The sequence below is a fragment of the Clostridium sp. Marseille-P299 genome, assembly GCF_900078195.1.
GTDB lineage: Bacteria > Bacillota > Clostridia > Lachnospirales > Lachnospiraceae > Lachnoclostridium.
On the sequence record NZ_FJVE01000004.1, the window covers coordinates 138905 to 159381 of the forward strand.

General features: G+C 34.6%; 17 protein-coding genes. 2 read left to right on the forward strand and 15 right to left on the reverse strand.

What is annotated here, in order from left to right:
* Positions 1–143 precede the first annotated feature (143 nt).
* The 9 genes from BN4220_RS00630 to rpsL all read right to left on the reverse strand — a co-directional run bounded on the left by BN4220_RS00630 (position 144) and on the right by rpsL (position 11098).
* Positions 144–2378, reverse strand: coding sequence for an SF1B family DNA helicase RecD2 (locus tag BN4220_RS00630; RefSeq protein ID WP_066712068.1), 2235 nt, complete (start codon positions 2376–2378; stop codon positions 144–146).
* A 137-nt stretch (positions 2379–2515) separates the two neighbouring features.
* Complete coding sequence (locus tag BN4220_RS00635; protein WP_066712070.1) at positions 2516–2854, reverse strand: hypothetical protein; 339 nt, start codon at positions 2852–2854, stop codon at positions 2516–2518.
* A gap of 16 nt (positions 2855–2870) precedes the next feature.
* The gene (locus tag BN4220_RS00640; protein ID WP_066712072.1) at positions 2871–3764 is read right to left on the reverse strand and encodes a flagellar hook-basal body protein; all 894 of its coding nucleotides are present in this window, start codon (positions 3762–3764) and stop codon (positions 2871–2873) included.
* A gap of 15 nt (positions 3765–3779) precedes the next feature.
* The gene (locus tag BN4220_RS00645) at positions 3780–4553 is read right to left on the reverse strand and encodes a flagellar hook-basal body protein (RefSeq protein WP_066712074.1); all 774 of its coding nucleotides are present in this window, start codon (positions 4551–4553) and stop codon (positions 3780–3782) included.
* Between the two features lie 66 nt (positions 4554–4619).
* Positions 4620–5609: a rod shape-determining protein gene (mreB, locus tag BN4220_RS00650; RefSeq protein WP_066712076.1), complete on the reverse strand. Its 990-nt coding sequence runs from the start codon at positions 5607–5609 to the stop codon at positions 4620–4622.
* Positions 5610–6092: 483 nt separating this feature from the next.
* On the reverse strand, positions 6093–7286 hold the full coding sequence (gene tuf, locus BN4220_RS00655; protein ID WP_066712078.1) for an elongation factor Tu: 1194 nt from the start codon (positions 7284–7286) through the stop codon (positions 6093–6095).
* A gap of 327 nt (positions 7287–7613) precedes the next feature.
* Entirely contained in the window at positions 7614–9725 is a 2112-nt protein-coding gene (fusA, locus tag BN4220_RS00660) for an elongation factor G (RefSeq protein WP_066712080.1), read from the reverse strand.
* Between the two features lie 254 nt (positions 9726–9979).
* Positions 9980–10450 (reverse strand): 30S ribosomal protein S7, encoded by a 471-nt coding sequence (gene rpsG, locus BN4220_RS00665; RefSeq protein ID WP_066712082.1) that lies wholly within the window; start codon positions 10448–10450, stop codon positions 9980–9982.
* Between the two features lie 228 nt (positions 10451–10678).
* Positions 10679–11098, reverse strand: coding sequence for a 30S ribosomal protein S12 (gene rpsL, locus BN4220_RS00670; RefSeq protein WP_066712084.1), 420 nt, complete (start codon positions 11096–11098; stop codon positions 10679–10681).
* Between the two features lie 1158 nt (positions 11099–12256).
* On the opposite strand from rpsL, the gene rpoD reads away from it, so the two are divergent.
* Together rpoD and BN4220_RS00680 are read left to right on the forward strand one after the other, a co-directional pair.
* Complete coding sequence (gene rpoD / locus BN4220_RS00675) at positions 12257–13372, forward strand: RNA polymerase sigma factor RpoD (RefSeq protein WP_066712086.1); 1116 nt, start codon at positions 12257–12259, stop codon at positions 13370–13372.
* A 107-nt stretch (positions 13373–13479) separates the two neighbouring features.
* Positions 13480–14202: a lysophospholipid acyltransferase family protein gene (locus BN4220_RS00680; RefSeq protein ID WP_066712088.1), complete on the forward strand. Its 723-nt coding sequence runs from the start codon at positions 13480–13482 to the stop codon at positions 14200–14202.
* Between the two features lie 103 nt (positions 14203–14305).
* Here the strand turns inward: BN4220_RS00680 and BN4220_RS00685 are convergent, their stop codons facing one another.
* From BN4220_RS00685 to BN4220_RS00710, 6 genes are all read right to left on the reverse strand, one after another.
* On the reverse strand, positions 14306–15337 hold the full coding sequence (locus tag BN4220_RS00685; RefSeq protein WP_066712090.1) for a D-alanine--D-alanine ligase family protein: 1032 nt from the start codon (positions 15335–15337) through the stop codon (positions 14306–14308).
* Positions 15338–15592: 255 nt separating this feature from the next.
* Positions 15593–16798 carry a DHHW family protein gene (locus BN4220_RS00690; RefSeq protein ID WP_066712092.1) on the reverse strand — a complete coding sequence of 402 codons (1206 nt, stop codon included), beginning with the start codon at positions 16796–16798 and terminating at the stop codon, positions 15593–15595.
* Between the two features lie 46 nt (positions 16799–16844).
* Positions 16845–18263 carry an MBOAT family O-acyltransferase gene (locus BN4220_RS00695; RefSeq protein WP_066712094.1) on the reverse strand — a complete coding sequence of 473 codons (1419 nt, stop codon included), beginning with the start codon at positions 18261–18263 and terminating at the stop codon, positions 16845–16847.
* 19 nt (positions 18264–18282) lie between these two features.
* Complete coding sequence (locus BN4220_RS00700) at positions 18283–18999, reverse strand: hypothetical protein (protein ID WP_066712096.1); 717 nt, start codon at positions 18997–18999, stop codon at positions 18283–18285.
* Positions 18989–19561 (reverse strand): RNA polymerase sigma factor, encoded by a 573-nt coding sequence (locus tag BN4220_RS00705; protein ID WP_197467870.1) that lies wholly within the window; start codon positions 19559–19561, stop codon positions 18989–18991. The genes BN4220_RS00700 and BN4220_RS00705 overlap by 11 nt, the downstream gene beginning before the upstream one ends.
* Positions 19562–19810: 249 nt before the next feature.
* The gene (locus tag BN4220_RS00710; RefSeq protein ID WP_066712100.1) at positions 19811–20455 is read right to left on the reverse strand and encodes a DUF4358 domain-containing protein; all 645 of its coding nucleotides are present in this window, start codon (positions 20453–20455) and stop codon (positions 19811–19813) included.
* Positions 20456–20477: the final 22 nt, after the last annotated feature.

Below are 20477 nucleotides of genomic sequence, written 5' to 3' on the forward strand. Positions count from 1 at the left end.
GAAAACATTCCTTACGGCTATTATACACCAATAAAAGTGGTTATGCACGAACTTTTTGGAAAGGCAGAAATAAGAGAATTAAAATATAACTTATCAGAAGTTATTTTTTATTTCTGATAAATGCATATTAATTCGTTATAAAATTATCTCTTATTCAATTCCTCATTCATTTCTTTAATTCTCTCGCTAAGCCCAGAATATCTCTTTTGTTCACTTTCATTGTCTATCATCGTCTGCACGGTATGTTCACTTCCGACTATTGTTACACAACTCTTAGCCCTTGTCACTGCTGTATATAATAAATTTCGATTAAATAACATCCTAGGTCCACTTAAAAGTGGCATAACAACCGCTGGATACTCGCTACCTTGTGATTTATGAATTGTAATAGCGTATGCTAATTCTAACTCATCTAATTGTCCAAACGGATATTCAACAATATGACCATCTTCAAATTCTACTGTAATTTGTTCTGCAAAAGAATTAATCTCACGAATAATTCCAGCATCTCCATTAAACACTCCTGTTCCACTATCTACAGTAATGCCATACCTACTCTTCTTCTCCCATGTGATCTGGTAATTATTTTTTATTTGCATTACCTTATCACCTTCACGAAAGAGTCCTTGACCATATTCTTTTTCCTTTTTATCATTGGAAGGAGGATTTAAGTATTGTTGCAGTACCTGGTTTAAACGATCCACCCCAAGCTCTCCTTTTCTCATTGGAGTTAGCACTTGGATATCAAATGGTGTTGCATTTACATACTTTGGCATCTTATCCCGCACTAAAGCAATCACAACTCCTGTGATTACATTTACTTCATTTCGCTGTAAAAGGAAGAAGTCCTTGCTCTTATTATCTAATTTTATTTGTTTACCATCATTTATTTTATGAGCATTTACAATAATGTCACTCTCACTTGCTTGACGGAAAATCTTAGTTAAACGAACCACAGGAAATGTATTAGACGCAATCATATCACGTAAAACATTACCAGGTCCAACGCTTGGTAACTGATTCACATCACCTACAAAGATAACTCTTGTTCCAACAGCAATCGCACGTAACAAGGAATGCATTAAACTAATATCCACCATAGACATCTCGTCAATGATAATTACATCTGTCTCAAGCGGATTTCCTTCATTTCTTTCAAATGCCATTCTACCGTCATTTCCATCCATTCCACCAGAAAGTTCAAGCATTCGATGTATGGTTCTTGCTTCATAGCCAGTAGTCTCTGTCATTCTCTTAGCTGCACGCCCAGTTGGTGCTGCTAATAAAATATCCATTCCTTCCGATTCAAAAAATTGAATAATCGTATTAATCGTTGTGGTTTTACCAGTACCTGGTCCACCCGTTACAATTAATAAACCATTTCTAGCAGCCTCAATGACAGCCATCCTTTGCATCTCATCTAGTTCAATGTTTGATGCACTTTCTATTTTACTTAACCTAGTTTCTATTTGCGTTTGCATAATATCATACTTAATATTAAGATCGCATAACATTCTTGCTGTGTTTAATTCTATATAATAAAAATTTGTACTGTAGATGCGTCTTCCTTCTTGGCTTTCTTTAATCATTATCTTCTTTTCCAAACCAAGAGCTATGATATGTCGATTTACAGTTTCAACTGGCACCGATAGCACTTCCACAGCCTTTGCTGCTAGTTCATTTTCTGGTAAGTAAACATGCCCATTTCCTGTGGCTTGCAATAAAGCATATAAAATACCAGCTCGAACACGGTAATCCGCATCACTACCTATCCCTACTTTAGCAGCGATTTCATCCGCTATTTTAAATCCAACTCCGCTTATGTCTTCGGCAAGTTGGTATGGATTTTCTTTGATAATATCATACATTCGTTCCCCATAACGGGCAACAATCTTAACCGCTAGATTAAGTGAAATACCATATTTCTGAAGAAATAGCATTGCATTTCTCATCTCACGCTTTTCTTGAAATTGACGGAAAATTTCTTTTGCCATCTTCTCGCTGATACCCTTTACCTCAGCAAGTCGTTCTGGCTCTTCCTCTATAATTTGAAATGTCCGTTCTTTAAATCGTCTTACAATTCTTGCAGCTAAAGCAGTTCCTATTCCTTTGATGGCTCCAGAACCCAAATACTTTTCCATGGATAAAATGTCTTCTGGCTCCTTGATTTCATAGCTCGTCACCTGAAACTGCTCCCCATACATTGGATGCGCTGTGAAAGAACCTGTGACCTGCACAAACTCTCCTTCATTGATAAAGGAAAAACTACCCACACAAGTAATTTCCTCATCATCGTTTACAAGACTTAGTACGGTATATCCATTTTCAGCATTACGAAAAACTATTTTTTCAATATAACCTTGTAAAACATCAGCCATAACTATACTCCTTGCTTTATCTATTAAATCTATAATAAGCTACATAAAACGAAAAATCAAAAGAGAGCTGCTGCAAGTTTTCTCTGCAACAGCTCTACCAACTATATCATAGAAATCTATTTCCCGTTGTGCGGCTATTATTGATTTCGTTTCATTGCTTCAAACAGCTGATTAGCGATTCCCAATTGGCCGCTTTCTGTAATTTGTTCTGCTACTTCCTCATATAACGTATCACCGAAATATGTAAGATACGTATTTTCATCTTCCTCACTACTTACCATAGATTTTTTCACTTGTTTTACTACCTGCTCTACTAGGTAAGTTTCAAAACTTTTGCATGATTCTAATAATTCTTCATCTGTTGCATTGGATAAATCTTTATTTAGTGTATTTTCAAGCTGACTCGTCTTGGAAGATTTCCCGGAACTTGCAAGTGTTGATGTATACAATGAATCTGATCCTATACTTATACTCATTATATCCTACCCTTCTCTAACGTCTAAGGTTGTTTGCCTGTTGTAACATTTCATCGGCTGCCGTAATTGTTTTAGAATTCATCTCATACGCTCTTTGTGCAACAATAAGATTAACAATCTCATTGGCTGTATCCACATTAGAGCCTTCTAAATAGCCTTGATGAATTTTACTTTTCGTAAGAGAAGTATCTTCACTTTCTAATCTTACTGTACCCGAATTATCTGTAGCTCCAAATAAGCTTCCAGATAATTTTTCAAGTCCAGCTGGGTTATTAAACTGAGCTAACCCGATTTTAATTCCCATATTCACAGTAACATTGTTCTTACTTGTATATGTTAAATTACCATACTCGTCCATATTGATATTACTATAATCAAGCTCTGTAACCGTAGAATCATCTTCGATGCCAGCGTCTTTTTCTGCTGCTTTCACATTATTAAGTGTTGCTGTTACTGTATCCTGTGAGAAAGTAATCGGTTCTCCCTTAGAATCTAAGACAGCGTAACCATCCGCGTTTGCAAGAGTAACGCCATCTTGACCAATGGATAAACCAAAGGAACCATTTCTTGTATAACCAGTTGTTCCATCGTTTAGATCAACCATAAAGAAACCATTACCTTCAATGGCCATATCCCAATTACTATCACTCTCTTGCAAAGAGCCTTGTGAGAATTGAGATACTATAGCAGTATTTCGAACGCCTAAACCTACTTGTCCGATGACTGGTTTTTTATTTCCTTCGTTATCTGTGGTTTTTGTTTGAATTTTTTGATATAGTAAAGATGCAAACTGAGCAGATTCCTTCTTATAACCTGTGGTTGCAATATTGGAAAAATTATTTGCAATTGTATCTAAATTCGTTTGTTGAGCATTCATTCCTGAAGCTCCGGTCCATAATGCACGCATCATATGTTTTTCCCCCTATTATACTTTACCAACAGAAGATACTGCTAATTCTAATGTAGTATCCATTGCTTGTATTATCTTTTGATTTGCTTCATATGCTCTTGTAATTGCAATAAGATCTACCATCTCTGAAACTACATTTACATTGGATTGTTCTGTGTATCCTTGTCTAATGGCTCCTGTTGCTTCCTTTTCCACTGCTCCATCAACAGCTCCATACATCGTATCGCCAAATTTTTTTAGATAATTATAATCTTCAAAATCTGCTAATTTAATTGTATCAACAAGTTGATTGTCCGCATAAACATTACCATTTAGATCAATTGCAACACTTCCGGCTTCCGTTGGAACTTGCAAGTAACCACTTTCACTAAGTAGATGATTTCCATTCACATCAACAATATATCCCTCTTTGTCCATGACAAATTGTCCAGCTCTTGTATACTTAGTACTTTCATTCCCTGCTTTATCTATAACACTGACAGAAAAAAAGCCCTCTCCTTCTATCGCCATGTCATAGGTTCCACTAGACTCCCTTAAAGAACCTTGGTTATAATCTGTATAAACCTCACCAATCTTAACTCCTGGTGTCATTGTACCAATCTGAGATTCTTTATATCCTTTGGATGCATCACGTACTTTAATCGTTAAAACATCATCAAAAGATTGGTTAGTAACTCCCTCACTTTTAAAACCAACGGTTGATGAATTTGCTAAGTTGTTTGAAATTACATCAAGACGCTTTTGCTCATTCTCCATACCTTTCCAGCCTGTATACAAGCCTCTTACCATAGCAATCTCCCTCCATCATCTGACCAAACCGCTGATTTCTGTATCGAATTAAATATCTTTATCTTATTAATTCTTTTTACCACTTAAAAACTCAACAAACTTACCAGTACCGATTGCTACTGCTGTCATTGGGTCTTCTGCTGTCATAGTCGTAATACCTGTTTTCTCTTCAATTAACTCTTCAAGACCATATAATAAGCAACCACCACCAGTTAAAACAATTCCACGATCAGCAATGTCTGCTGCTAATTCAGGAGGAGTTTTTTCAAGTACACTGTGCACTGCTTCTACAATCTGAGAAGTTGTTTCTTTTAGAGCTTCTTCAGTTTCTTCCGACGTTACAGAAATCGTCTTTGGTAATCCTGTTACTAAATTACGGCCTCTTACATCCATAGCAATTACTTCTGGTCTACGGTAAGCAGAGCCTATCTTAATCTTTATATCCTCAGCAGTACGTTCACCGATTAATAAATTATGCTTTTTACGCATATAGCGAACGATGGCTTCATCAAAGTCATCTCCTGCAATCTTTATCGAAGTACTTACAACAGTTCCACCTAATGAAATAACTGCAATATCAGAAGTACCTCCACCGATATCTACAATCATATTTCCACATGGTCTTGATATATCTATACCAGCTCCAATTGCCGCTGCAATTGGCTCTTCAATAATAGCTACATCTCTTGCACCAGCTTGATACGTAGCATCTTCTACTGCCTTTTTCTCTACTTCTGTGACACCGCTTGGGACACACACACTGATAATAGGCTTTCTGAAACGTTGTTTACCCACTGCTTTTTGTATAAAATATTTAAGCATTTTTTCTGTAACCGTATAATCAGAAATAACGCCCTGTCTTAACGGACGTACTGCAACTATATTTCCTGGTGTTCTACCTAACATCAATCTTGCTTCTTCACCAATTGCCTTAATTTTATTTGTATCTCTATCAAATGCTACTACAGATGGCTCCTTTAAAACTACACCTTTTCCTTTTATATAAACTAAGACACTTGCAGTTCCTAAATCAATTCCGATATCGCTTCCCAACATCTGTGTATCTCCTTTCAAAAATGCCTACAATATATGTTCTATTTTATTTCGTTATTTTTGTCGTTATATTAAGTTTAAACATACTCTATTATATTATAAACATATTTCATGAAATTTTCAAAGGAAATTTTCAAAACCTTTCCTAGAGATTGGAAATTCGACATTTTTCATCATAATGCATCAGCAAATGCGAATTCTTCTAGCAATTTATATGGTGAAAGAACTTAAATTACTTTACATGTATACTATATCGACTAAAATTTTATTTTCATAATACAATGCACTGATTTTTTTTCTAACTCTTTTCTCATATCTAAGATCACTGTTACTTTTACGACATGTTTCAAAATGTGCGTATGCACACTTTATGCGTAAAATTTTTTTAGTGTTCATTTTATTATAACATTAAAAAAACCTCTCACTAAAAAGTGAGAGGTTTTATCCCGCTACGACACAAAAATTAATATAAAATTAATTTAAAAATTATTCAATGATAGATGCAACCTTACCGGAACCTACTGTACGTCCACCTTCACGGATAGCAAAGCCAAGACCTTGTTCCATAGCGATTGGGTGAATTAATTCAATAGTCATTTCGATGTTATCACCAGGCATGCACATTTCTGTACCTTCTGGAAGATTAACAACACCAGTAACGTCTGTAGTTCTGAAATAGAACTGTGGTCTATAGTTGTTGAAGAAAGGAGTATGACGTCCACCTTCATCTTTAGTTAAAACGTAAACCTGAGCTTTGAATTTCTTGTGGCAAGTGATTGAACCTGGTTTACAAAGTACCTGACCTCTTTCGATGTCTGTTCTTTGAACACCACGTAATAAAGCACCGATGTTATCACCAGCTTGAGCTTCATCAAGAAGTTTACGGAACATTTCGATACCAGTAACAACTACTTTACGAGTTTCATCTTTGATACCAACGATTTCAACTTCGTCTGCGTTATGAAGAACACCACGTTCAACACGACCAGTTGCAACAGTACCACGACCAGTGATAGAGAATACGTCTTCTACTGGCATTAAGAAAGGCTTGTCAGTCTCTCTCTGTGGATCTGGAATCCAGCTGTCAACAGCGTCGAATAATTCAAGGATCTTATCTCCCCATTCGCTGTTTGGATCTTCAAGAGCTTTAAGAGCAGAACCTTGGATAACTGGAGTTTCATCACCAGGGAATTCATACTCAGTTAATAAGTCTCTGATTTCCATTTCTACTAATTCAAGTAATTCTGGATCATCAACCATATCACATTTGTTCATGAATACTACGATGTAAGGAACACCAACCTGACGGGAAAGTAAGATGTGTTCTTTAGTCTGAGCCATAACACCATCAGTTGCAGCAACTACAAGGATAGCACCATCCATCTGAGCAGCACCAGTGATCATGTTCTTTACATAGTCAGCATGGCCTGGGCAGTCAACGTGTGCATAGTGACGATTTTTTGATTCGTACTCAACGTGAGAAGTAGAAATAGTGATACCTCTTTCTCTTTCTTCTGGAGCCTTATCGATCATATCGAAAGCAACTGCTTGACCAGTTCCTAATCTGCTGTTAAGTGTCTTTGTGATAGCTGCTGTTAATGTAGTCTTACCATGATCTACGTGACCGATTGTACCAATGTTACAATGTGGTTTGTTTCTTTCAAACTTAGCTTTAGCCATTTTAAAACGTCCTCCTTTAATTTCGCTCTTTGAGCGCATAATTAATCTTTATAATTGATATCATTCAATCTATTCGAAATGATATTCTTGTGCAGTGTTAAAACTTAAGTAAAATTAGCGAGAATACTAACAAACTGCACCTGCTTTCTGCATTATGGCAGAATAAGCGCCTTATAGCCCAATTATATTTCATAAGTAAAATATTTTCAAGCTAAAAATAAGGTTTTTTCTATTTTTTTATCAGGAGTTACCATAGTAACTCGTTGTTACTATGGACAACTCCCTTATAAAATTCATTATTACCAAAAATGTAATAATTTATCTTAATTATTTATTTGCAAGTATTTTTTCTTGAACGTTCTTTGGAACTTGTTCATAAGTGGAGAAGAACATAGAATAAGCACCACGGCCCTGTGTCTTAGAACGAAGTGTTGTTGCGTATCCAAACATTTCAGATAGTGGAACGAAACCACGAATTAACTTAGTTCCGTTGATATCTTCAGATCCTTCGATACGTCCACGACGGGAACTAATATCACCGATAACATCACCCATGTACTCTTCTGGAACAGTAACTTCAACTCTCATGATTGGCTCAAGTAAAACGGCACCTGCTTTATGCATTGCATCTTTAAATGCCATAGAACCAGCGATCTTAAATGCCATTTCGTTAGAATCGACTTCATGGTAAGAACCATCGTAACAGTCTGCACTAACACCAAGAACAGGGAATCCTCCAAGGATACCACTCTTCATAGCATCTTCAATACCTGCTTGAACAGCTGGGATATATTCCTTAGGAATAGCACCACCAACTACAGAGTTTTTAAATTCAAATGTCTTTTCACCGTTAACATCCATAGGTGCAAAACGAACTTTACAGTGACCATACTGTCCACGACCACCAGACTGTTTTGCATATTTACTATCGATATCAACTTCTCTTGTGATACCTTCTTTGTATGCTACCTGAGGAGCACCAACGTTAGCTTCTACTTTAAATTCACGAAGTAAACGATCTACGATGATTTCAAGGTGAAGTTCACCCATACCAGCGATGATTGTCTGACCAGTTTCAGTATTAGTAGATACACGGAAAGTAGGATCTTCTTCTGCAAGTTTTGCTAAAGCTTCACCCATCTTATCCTGTCCAGCCTTAGTTTTTGGCTCGATAGCGATATCAATAACTGGTTCTGGGAATTCCATAGACTCTAAGATAACAGGAGACTTTTCATCACAGATTGTATCACCAGTTGTTGTAAATTTAAGACCAACAGCTGCAGCAATATCACCAGCATAAACTTTTTCAAGTTCTTCTCTCTTATTTGCGTGCATCTGAAGGATACGTCCTACACGTTCTTTTTTACCTTTTGTTGCATTTAATACATAAGAACCTGAATTTAAGGAACCAGAGTAAACTCTGAAGAATGCAAGCTTACCTACGAATGGGTCAGCCATGATCTTAAATGCTAATGCTGCGAAAGGTTCATCATCAGAAGATGCTCTATGAACTTCATTACCATCTTCGTCTACACCCTTAATATCAGGGATATCAGTTGGAGCTGGCATGTATTCAATAACAGCATCAAGTAATTTTTGGATACCCTTATTCTTGTATGCAGTACCGCAAAGTACAGGAATAATAGCTACACTAATTGTTGCTGCTCTAAGAGCTTTCTTTAATTCTTCATTAGAAGGTTCAGTTCCTTCTAAGTATTTTTCAAGCAATTCATCATCTGTTTCACAGATAGATTCAATCATTGCTGCTCTATACTCTTCTGCTTGATCTTTTAAATCATCAGGGATTTCTGTAACTTCAATCTTATCTCCCTTATCATCAAGATAAAGGTATGCTTTCATTTCGAAAAGATCGACAACACCCTTAAATGTGTCTTCTTTACCAATTGGTATTTGGATAGGCACTGGGTTTTTACCTAATCTATTTCTAATCATGCTTACTACGTTGAAGAAGTTTGCACCAGAAATGTCCATTTTGTTAACGAATGCAATTCTAGGTACGTTATATTTATCAGCCTGACGCCATACAGTTTCAGACTGTGGTTCTACACCGTTCTTAGCACAAAAAACACCAACCGCACTATCAAGTACACGTAATGAACGCTCAACTTCAACAGTAAAATCTACGTGGCCAGGAGTATCAATGATATTGATACGGTTTTCTAAAGCGCCAGGTAACTTCTTGTTTTCAAATTCTTGAGTCCAGTGACATGTCGTTGCGGCGGAAGTGATTGTGATACCTCTTTCCTGTTCCTGCTCCATCCAGTCCATTGTTGCAGTTCCTTCATGAGTATCACCGATTTTGTAGTTAACACCAGTATAGTATAAGATACGCTCTGTAAGAGTTGTCTTACCAGCATCGATGTGAGCCATGATACCGATGTTTCTTGTTCTCTCTAAAGGATATTCTCTTCCAGCCAAGGATTTTTCCTCCTTACATAATAATAAATCGTATTTAATATAAACAATTTATTCAAAATTTATTAACGACTACAAAGTTAAGTTTACTTAACTAAAAGGATTTGACCGCATTACACAACCCAAACCCTAAAAAGATATTGCATAATCTGCCAAAGGTAGTGTGCAAATGCAAAAGCATTTGCATACACATTCTTTGATTATTATCAACGGCAATGAGCGAAAGCAAACGCTTTTGCTCGCACATTTCTCGTTGATTACCAGCGATAGTGTGCAAACGCTTTGTTTGCTTCTGCCATTTTGTGCATATCTTCTTTTCTCTTTACAGCGGAACCAGTGTTAGCAGCTGCATCAAGGATTTCTCCTGCAAGTCTGTCAACCATAGTTTTTTCGCCTCTCTTACGAGAAAATAAAGTTAACCAACGAAGACCTAATGCCTGTCTTCTATCTGGTCTTACTTCGATTGGTACCTGATATGTTGCACCACCGATACGACGAGCTTTAACTTCAAGTACTGGCATGATGTTATTCATAGCCTCTTCAAATACGTCCATTGCTTCTTTACCGGACTTCTCTGCTACTTTTTCAAATGCGCCGTATACGATTTTTTGTGCAGTACCCTTCTTACCATCTAACATGATGTTATTGATTAACTTAGTAACAGTCTTATTATTGTAAATAGGATCTGCTAATACATCTCTTTTTTGTATATGTCCTTTACGTGGCACGTTGCTTCCCTCCTTAATATCGATTGCTTTAAGCAATCATTAATTCTACGGTACTCACATTACTGTGTTCATGCTCAGCTTAATATCTATTTTCAAATCGAACCTTCTGCAACCACACAGATAAAGTGTTTTCTTCGAAATAAAAAATTAACCCGGCATTAATCATAGCTTAAATTACTAAACTACTGCTTAGCTTTTGTTTATGCTACTAAAATTAGTAATGAGTTATTATTTTGCGTCTTTAGGTCTCTTAGCTCCGTATTTGGAACGAGCCTGTCTTCTCTTAGCAACACCTGCTGTATCAAGCGTACCTCTGACGATATGGTATCTTGTACCTGGAAGGTCCTTTACTCTACCACCTCTGATCAATACAACGCTATGCTCCTGAAGGTTATGTCCTTCACCTGGGATATAGCTTGTTACTTCGATTCCGTTTGAAAGACGAACTCTGGCGATCTTTCTAAGAGCTGAGTTTGGTTTCTTAGGAGTCTGAGTTCTAACTGCTGTACATACACCTCTTTTTTGTGGTGATGATGTGTCTGTTGCTTTCTTGCTTAAGGAGTTAAATCCTCTCTGTAACGCTGGAGCAGTAGATTTTTTCTCCATTGTCTTTCTGCCTTTTCTTACTAACTGATTAAATGTTGGCATTAATTTTTCACCTCCTGATAAAAATTCGATGTTACGTGGTTGCAATCATGCATTTACTGCACGCAGAATCGATTATACTGCTTAAATCCATCATTGTCAAGGAGGTTTTTGTAGAATTGAAAGTAAGATTTTAGAAATATTAAATAAAAATAGAAAGAGGAAAGTCGATAATCAACTTTCCTCTTTATTACTCTAATTTATTAATTATTATGATCAATATCTATGAATTTTATAATAATCTATATTAAATTTTTTTAGATTAAATCTTTTAGATTAATTTTTTTTTAAATATACTTCATCAACCAATGTAACGAGTGCTTTAAATTAATGTACTTAAATAATTTGTTATGTACCCTATGATGATTCATAGTTCAATATACCGGACCCCTATTTATCAAAACACGTATGGTTGTAACCATTTATTTATAATATGTACATTTATTTAAAACAAATATTAATTATGAATCACCACTTTCACTTTTATATTTTACATTTGAAAAATTCATGTCCATGCCCAATGGAATCACCTCTTTCACTTTCGTATGTATATTCTCAATGTCTATTTCCAATGGAATCATCTCCATTTCTATTTGTTTTCTTTTTGATATCTGTATTATATTATATTTATTCTTATTTGTCAATACATTTTAAAATAAATTATTAATTATTTTATTAACTTGTATATTAATAGAAAATTAATTATTTATTATAATTTATTACTTGATTTGTCTGATAACTTTATTTACCATCTTCTTTACTACAATTCCTTATAGTTCTCAATAATTCACATTGTTTCTTTCTTTATAATATAGTAAAATTAATCTACCTTATTATAGGAAGAAACAAATTGCATAATTAATAGAGGGCTTCCCCTATAAATAATACATAAAAGGTAAATATACATATTAGTCACCTTTTCAGCTATAGTTAAAACTAGAGTTTTGAATCCTTTTCATAATTAAAGTAATTATAATCAAATATGAATCATATCTTTCAACAAAGATGTTAATTAAGAAACCCAAAAGTAAATTTACTGTTTCATTTTGTAAAATTTAAGAATCACAATTTGAAAGATTTTATTCCAATTGGACAGTATATGTGATATAATGCTAATTGGTGACTTTTTTGCCCGAAACAAAAGTACTGGAGGTCCATTACATGGAAGAACAAGTAAGCATCTTTGAAGCACGACTAAAAGAGTTGGTTTCCTTTGCCAACAGTAATAAAGGCGTAATCGAAGTAGATAAAGTAAATGACTTTTTCAAAGAATTAAATCTGAACGTTAGACAGATTGACAAAATATATGAGTATTTAGAAGCACATAATATTGTAGTCCTAAATCCTACGGACGATGATGAACCAAACGATGATGTTCTTTTAGAATTGGAAGAAGATTCTGAGGTATTAGCCGATGCAGAAGATTTATCATCAATGGCTTCAGCAATGTCTGATGACCCTGTAAAACAATATTTAAAAGAAATTGGTAGCTATCCTCTTCTTTCAGTTGCTGAAGAAATTGAACTAGCTAAAAAAATTGAAGAAGGCGATGAACATGCAAAACGAATTCTTGCTGAATCTAACCTTCGTTTAGTAGTTAGTATTGCCAAACGTTATGTTGGTAGAGGATTATCTTTCCTTGATTTAATTCAAGAAGGTAACTTAGGTTTAATTAAAGCAGTAGATAAATTCGATTACAACAAAGGATATAAGTTTAGTACTTATGCAACTTGGTGGATTCGACAAGCGATTACAAGATCTATTGCCGATCAGTCACGTACCATTCGTATTCCAGTGCATATGTCTGAAGTAATTAATAAGACATATCGTGTATCCAGAAATCTTTTACAAGAATTAGGTCGTGAGCCAAGTGAACAAGAACTTGCAGATGCAATGAATTTACCTATTGAAAAGGTACGTGAAATATTAAAAGTATCCGCAGATCCAATCTCTCTTGATACTCCAATTGGTGAAGAGGACGATAGCCACCTTGGAGACTTTATTAAAGATGATACAATTATGGGTCCTGAAGATGCCGCATCTTATGCTGTTCTACAAGATCAAATTGCAAAATTACTCGATACATTAACCGAGAGAGAACAACGTGTTCTTATTCTTCGTTTTGGTTTAAAGGACGGTAGAAGTCGTACTCTTGAGGAAGTAGGAAAAGAATTTAACGTTACTCGTGAGCGTATACGTCAGATTGAAGCGAAAGCACTACGTAAGTTAAGACACCCTAGCCGTGCTAGAATGTTAAAAGGTTATGAGTTAAATTAATAAGATGATTTATTAAATCTCGTTGTGCATTACACTTTTCTTATCAATTGTATAGTAAAATAAAAACATAAAATCTATGTTTATTGTTTTACAAGAAAGAGGATATTATGAAACGAATTGCACTTATGTTCATTAGAAGTTTCTTTCAACTTCCTATTTGGCTTTTTCAGCTTTTCAGACTATGCAACATAGATAAATATGATCGTTTTACAAGATATGCTTTTCTCCATAAGTTAACGCCAATTGTAAATAAACGTGGACGTGTAACCATTGATTGCCATGGCATTGAAAACCTTCCAAAAGAGACAGGCTATATTATGTTTCCAAATCATCAAGGATTATTTGATGCCCTTGCTTTTGTAGAAACTCACGAACGTCCTTTAGTTACCGTAATGAAGAAAGAAGTAAAAGATATCTTTTTACTCCGTAATGTTATTTGCCTTTTACAAGCAGAAATCATTGACCGTGAAGATATTAGACAATCCATGACTGTAATTAAAAACATGACGAATCGTGTTAAAAATGGTGAGAACTTCTTAATTTTTGCAGAAGGAACTAGAAGTCGTAATGGCAATCAAATTGGTGAGTTTAAAGGCGGAAGTTTTAAAAGCGCCATGAACGCTAGGTGTCCTATTGTCCCTGTTGCAATTATCGATTCATATAAGGCTTTTGATACAAATTCAATTAAGCCTTTGACAGTACAGATTCATTACTTAAAACCTCTTTATTATGAGGATTACCAAGGTATGAAATCCACTGAAATTGCTGAACTTGTAGAGAATATGATAAAAGAAACTATTGCTAAATTTGAGAATAAATCCAACCTTTAAAATATGAAGAGGGTGTCGCATTAATAAAACATGCGGCACCCTCTTTTCATTTTTTTAAGTTCTCATTTTCCTAAGTTTTCATTTTTCTTAGCTTTACATTTTTCTATAACGCAGATAATAATATTCTTTCGCAAAGTTCTTCATAGTTTATACCTACTACTTTAGCCTCCTGCGGTAATAGACTCGTAGGGGTCATACCAGGCAAGGTATTTGCTTCTAAAACAAAAACTTCGTCCTTATAATTTGTCATTAAATCAACTCGCGAATAATAACCTAGTTGCAATGTCTTGTGTACGTTCAACGCTATTTCTTCTAATTTTTCTTCTAACTCTTTGCTTATATTTGCTGGACAAATCTCAGATGTTAATCCCGCTTCGTACTTATTTTTATAATCATAAAAACCACTCTGAGGAATTATTTCAATTGCAGGTAATGTTTTTGAATCTAGAATTCCTACCGAAAACTCTCTTCCTACAATCATCTCTTCTATTATTACATGCTCCTCATAATGTCTTGCCTCCGTGAGCGCCTGGATTAATGCACCTTGATTCTTTACTATTTTAACTCCTATACTAGAACCACAACTTGCAGGTTTTACAACGCATGGATAACCTATAAGTTCTTCAACTTTATCCACATTAGTATCACTTTCTTTCAAAGATATCCACTTGGGTGTTTTTATGCCTTCTTGTGTAAGTAATTGTTTTGTTACTCCCTTATCCATAGCTAGTATGCTACCTAGGTATCCACTTCCTGTGTAACGTATACCCATTAGATCAAACACTGCTTGTAACTTACCATTCTCACCAATTGAACCATGTAATGCCATAAAGACAACATCAACCGATTGGCATAATGAGAGAACACCTTTACCAATCATCGAAAAGTTCTGAGTGCTACTCTCGTTTGTTAAAAAAATTGTTTCTTTTGTTTGAATTTCATGATGATATCGTTTTGATGATTCTTTACTTAGAAATAAATCCTCCATTGACATTTCATCTTCGATATCTTTACTTAGATCCCATAAGATTACACGATGACCATTCTCAATTAAAGCATTGGCAATTAAACTGCCTGAACACAATGAAACTTCTCTTTCTGGGCTATATCCGCCTGCAAGCACAACTATCTTCATAATAACCTCCACGCTGCTGTTAGGTCTTTGCTAACATACTCTTTCATATATTATAAAGAGCATTTTATAATTTAGATATTACGTAATGTGCTTCATATGTTGTAAAAAGTGTCTTATTATTGAAAAAGGCATACCAATAATCCTAGTCAATTGCTTAATAATAGTAAAAGGGCCTGACGTTTGATGATGTAGCCCAATAAGTTAAACTTTATGGGGGTGCATCATGACACGCCAGACCCTTTTTATACTTCTACATTAATTAGATAATTTATAAATATTCTTATCTTCTATAAATGAATTTGCATTATATAAAACAAGAACGTCTGTAATTCCATATTGTTCAATCACTGTTGATACTGGTAGATTGAAATATCTAAAATCAATCATATATGTTGTTTCATAGTGATTTGCTACAAATGGTGTAAAACTGTGAGCATAGGAATCTTTGATGATTAATAATTTCTTGCCATTCATCACATCTGAATTAATTTCAACAAATGGGTTATTTCCATTCAGATACATTGAGTATTTATCTTTTACATCAAGATAACTCATCTCATAAAGAGAGTCTTTTATCTTTCCATCCATGTTATACTGGACCGAGAACTTCTTACCAGAGTCAAAAATATACATATCGTCTGGATTTACATTTACATGCACCTTAGAGTAATTTGTGCCATAAAAAGAATCACTCACTTTATTAATTGTAAATTCATCTTTACTAAGTGGCTTCTCTCCTACCGCATTTGCCCAAGCTTCATAAGCATAATAAGCTCCAAGTGTTGTCCAGTGATGGTCTGTACGGTAGAAAATATACTCTGAAGAATGATTTTTAAGCACTTGTCTAAGATCAATCCAATTTTCTGGAATTCTCTTTGCCAACTCGTCTAAAATTGCATCTTGGTTGTATCCTGTAGCAAATGGAGGAAGTTTTTCTTCTAATATGTCAAAAGCAGTTGGTGCTATCATTGCAAAAACGTGTTCTTTCCCTAATAACCCTGAATATTTTTCAATAAACGCTTCTACTCTTGTAATATTCTTTTGCACCTGTTCATAATCTACATCAGTAGTGTCAACTTTTTGAATTAAGTAATCATCCTTGCCAAAATAGATTCCGTTAATGTCTTTCTTTTGTAGTAATAACTCTGTTCTCGTTTTAATCCCAATCCATTGATCACGCATAACAAATTGATCTGTTATATACGTTTCATAATCTGCGGTATAGTCTCCATGGTACAAGGCATCCAATGTGAATTTAGGCTTACTTGCTAATGTTCGATTTTCACTTTCGGAAAACGCTCTTGTAGGGCTTAAAATACTCGCTATTGTTATTCCAAAAATTAAAGAACTAAAAATCACAATTTGTACTATATTTTTCTTTCTATTTTTTTTATCCCTTAGCTCTTTTTCTGTTCCTTCTGGATACAAAGTTTCATATAAACTTTGCTCTTTATTTCCCATTATAAATCCACCTCTTCTCTCGCTTCGTATCTAAAAAACTGGTATTCTAAAACCTAAAATATAAGAATGGATTATACGTAGATGCAACTAAATAAGATACTGAAATTATAAAAATACCGATGATAAAAACGCTACGTAGACATGGCATCAAAATATTCTCACTATTTTTATTTGCAATAAACGCAACAATCTTCTTAGGAAAATTTGTACTTGCAATAATTAAAATAACTAACATTATCCCATAATTTAATAGCAGATACATTCCCTCTTGGTTTAAAATTCCTGCTCCATTTCCACCAAACATTGCTTTTAGATATAAAATACCTGCGGATAAATCATCAAAAGCAAAGAGAGTCCATCCAATCCATACAACAAATAATGTGTATAAATGTGTGATAAACTTAGGTGCTTTCTTTAACCATTTTAGTAAAATAAATTTTTCTATAATTAAAAATACCCCAAAATAAACGCCCCATAGAACAAAATTCCAGCTCGCTCCATGCCAAATTCCAGTAAGAAGCCAGACAATTGCTATATTTCTCACTTGTTTTCCTAATCCGTGACGATTTCCACCAAGTGGGATATATACATAATCACGGAACCAGCTGCTTAATGAAATATGCCATCTTCTCCAAAATTCCGTTATACTTCTTGACATATATGGATAATTAAAATTCTCTAAGAAACGGAAACCAAACATATGCCCAAGGCCAATTGCCATATCAGAATATCCTGAAAAATCAAAGTACAACTGGAATGCAAATGCTGTAATTCCTAGCCAAGCCGTAAGTACTGGTAAGTTTTGAACCGGAAGGGCATTAATTTGATCCCAAAGTAAACCAATATTATTTGCAAGCAATACCTTTTTTCCAAGACCACACATAAAACGCATGATACCGTATGAAAACTCATCAATATTCTCTCTTCTATGATTTAGTTGTTCTGCAACTGTGTTATATTGCACAATTGGTCCAGCAATAAGCTGCGGAAATAGTGCCACATAGGATCCAAATGAAATAATATTTTTCTGAACTTTTGCATCACCACGATAGATATCAACGGTATACGACATCGTTTGGAATGTATAAAAAGATATACCAATCGGCAAAGCTAAATTTAGTAATGGGATTGAACTTCCCGTGATTGCATTAATATTTCGAATCAAAAAATCAGAATACTTAAAAAATCCCAATAAGAATAAATTAATTGTCATGGCAGAACCTACCGCTATTTTTGCATACTTAATCTGCCCTTTATCTTTAAAATGCTGAACTAGCATACCATGGGTAAAATCAACTACAGTTGAAAATAGCATTAAAACCACATAAACAGGTTCGCCCCAAGCATAAAATACTAAGCTTGAAAAAAATAACACCGCATTTCTTAATTTTCTAGGTGCTAAAAAATAAATGATCAATACGATTGGTAAAAATCGAAATAAAAACAATAAGCTACTAAAAACCATTTCGTCCTCCTAGGCGAAGTTATTCTTTTACCTCATCCTCTTTCATGATACCACCATTAATGGATATATAAACTTTTTCTTGGTTTTCCTCCTCTAAACGAAAAAGATCCTCCTTAAAATCATCTAATGTATAATAATCCATGCCACTCTCTTTTATTAATTTCACAATAACTTCTTCTCCTATATCAACGATATTTGACTGCTCTTTTGGTAATAAAAATGTAATCGTACTATCTATAATCAAGGAATCATTGCTATCATGTACTTTAATCTCTGCAAATTTAGATGAATCAGTTTCATAAATTGCAGTAATATCCCCATATATCGTTGTTCTAGGCTCTGCTACAGCCATACCGTTTTCTTCCATGGCAAAATCATAGCTTGCTGGAGATTCCATATCTTGTACTCCCCGTTGATTTTTTGTCATGGAGTCCGGTATATTTTCCGAATCATGATTAATGGTATCTGGTAAATTTTCTAAATCATGATGAATAGCATTCGGTGTATTTCTTAAATTCTCATTGATTTTATCTGTCCTCGGATGATTTAAACCAACAGATAGAATAATTCCACAGAATGCAATACCTGTAGCAAATGATACTTGCATTCGATGTACTTTCAACCAATTGGAACATTTTTCAAGGAAGGTATGTTTGTTTTTATTTTCAACTTTTTCTTTCTCATAAGCTGCAGCTTTTGAGTATATTCCATCTATAAATTCACGATCACTTTTCATACTTAAATCCCTCCCTACTTAATACTTTTGCAAGACTCTTTCTAGCTCTATGAATCAATACCTTCATTTGGCCATCTGTTTTATTTAAAACTTTTGCTGCTTCTGCATAACTTAGCTCTTCAAAATCTATTAATGTAATTGCTGTTTGATATTCTTTCTTTAATTGCTTCATAGCTTGATATAGCATTATTTTTTCTTCTTTTTTTATAACCTTTTCTTCTAAGCTGGATTCTTCCTTTATAGAATCAGGATACTCATCTACAAATACCATCCTTTGGTTTTTTCTTATATAGTCGACAGCTTTATTTCTACCGATTGTATACAGATATGTTTTTAAACTTACTCCGAAATGATATCGCTCTTTGTGGACATACATTTCCACAAATACATCCTGTGCAAGATCTTCCGCTATGGATATGTTTTGGACAAATCGATTAATAAATAAAATCAATCCATCTTTATGTGCAATTACTAGTTTTTCAAAGGCTTCATTATCTCCAGACAAAAAAAGTTCATACTGCTCTCTTTCATCATTTATATTCATACCAATTATCAGGAACACCTTCCTTCTGCTATTTTTTGTCATAAAATAACTTAACATAGGTTTACATATCGGTCAATAAAATATGGAAAAAGAACCACATTGATTGCAGCCAATGTGGTCCATTTATAATATTCCGCCATATTATCTTTAACACGTTAATGTCTTAGAAATATAAAAGTAAATCCTCTCTTTCGTTGACTTTCATGTTAAGTTCTTACATAGCAATATAGTGTCGACATTGATATACTTACGAGCAGCTAATTTAATTTATTTTAAAATAGTCTTTGCTTCTTCTACGATAGCTAGATTTTGCTCTTTGTATGCTGCTGCCATTTCATCTTCTTCTGTATATTGCATTTCATCAATGTTACCAACCATTACAAATAGTACATAATCACCAACTGTTTCAACAACAGAGCCTTGGATTCTTGGAACGTTCATTGGGTAATTTAATGTATTTGCAAGAATTGTTTCATGGTATGCTTTCATTGCATTTTGAACGTTTTCTAAATTACCTTCTGTAGCATGAATAACAATTAACTCATCTACATGTGCTGACATCATTGGACCTTCTGCAAGTGCTGCATCATACCATTCTGGCTCAATTCCTACTACTTCTTTTAATCTTGTAGCGTCATAAGCCATACTTGGAAGATAATTTTCTCCTACCATTTCCTTAACTTTTGCATGGAATGTATCGATAGCTTCGTTACTTACAAGTGCGCCGTCTGTTGCTTCACCTCCACCAGTTACTTCATCAGATGGAGTTTCTGTTGGAGTTTCTGTTGGAACCTCTGTAACTGTTTCTGTTGGTGCTGGCGTTGTTGTATTTGCATTATCATTATTCTTTCCACAAGCATTTAATGATAATACCGCTAGTAATGCTAAAACTGCTAATTTATTTTTTCTCATATCAATCTCTCCTATTCCTCAT

What these genes read in the sequence shown, in the direction of transcription:
- BN4220_RS00690 (WP_066712092.1), bottom strand. Translation starts at nt 16,798, where the DNA reads ATGGGAAATAAAGAGCAAAGTTTATATGAAACTTTGTATCCAGAAGGA.
- rpsL (WP_066712084.1), bottom strand. Translation starts at nt 11,098, where the DNA reads ATGCCAACATTTAATCAGTTAGTAAGAAAAGGCAGAAAGACAATGGAG.
- BN4220_RS00630 (WP_066712068.1), bottom strand. Translation starts at nt 2,378, where the DNA reads ATGGCTGATGTTTTACAAGGTTATATTGAAAAAATAGTTTTTCGTAAT.
- BN4220_RS00685 (WP_066712090.1), bottom strand. Translation starts at nt 15,337, where the DNA reads ATGAAGATAGTTGTGCTTGCAGGCGGATATAGCCCAGAAAGAGAAGTT.
- BN4220_RS00635 (WP_066712070.1), bottom strand. Translation starts at nt 2,854, where the DNA reads ATGAGTATAAGTATAGGATCAGATTCATTGTATACATCAACACTTGCA.
- BN4220_RS00695 (WP_066712094.1), bottom strand. Translation starts at nt 18,263, where the DNA reads ATGGTTTTTAGTAGCTTATTGTTTTTATTTCGATTTTTACCAATCGTA.
- BN4220_RS00640 (WP_066712072.1), bottom strand. Translation starts at nt 3,764, where the DNA reads ATGATGCGTGCATTATGGACCGGAGCTTCAGGAATGAATGCTCAACAA.
- mreB (WP_066712076.1), bottom strand. Translation starts at nt 5,609, where the DNA reads ATGTTGGGAAGCGATATCGGAATTGATTTAGGAACTGCAAGTGTCTTA.
- BN4220_RS00680 (WP_066712088.1), top strand. Translation starts at nt 13,480, where the DNA reads ATGAAACGAATTGCACTTATGTTCATTAGAAGTTTCTTTCAACTTCCT.
- tuf (WP_066712078.1), bottom strand. Translation starts at nt 7,286, where the DNA reads ATGGCTAAAGCTAAGTTTGAAAGAAACAAACCACATTGTAACATTGGT.
- BN4220_RS00645 (WP_066712074.1), bottom strand. Translation starts at nt 4,553, where the DNA reads ATGGTAAGAGGCTTGTATACAGGCTGGAAAGGTATGGAGAATGAGCAA.
- rpoD (WP_066712086.1), top strand. Translation starts at nt 12,257, where the DNA reads ATGGAAGAACAAGTAAGCATCTTTGAAGCACGACTAAAAGAGTTGGTT.
- BN4220_RS00710 (WP_066712100.1), bottom strand. Translation starts at nt 20,455, where the DNA reads ATGAGAAAAAATAAATTAGCAGTTTTAGCATTACTAGCGGTATTATCA.
- BN4220_RS00700 (WP_066712096.1), bottom strand. Translation starts at nt 18,999, where the DNA reads ATGAAAAGTGATCGTGAATTTATAGATGGAATATACTCAAAAGCTGCA.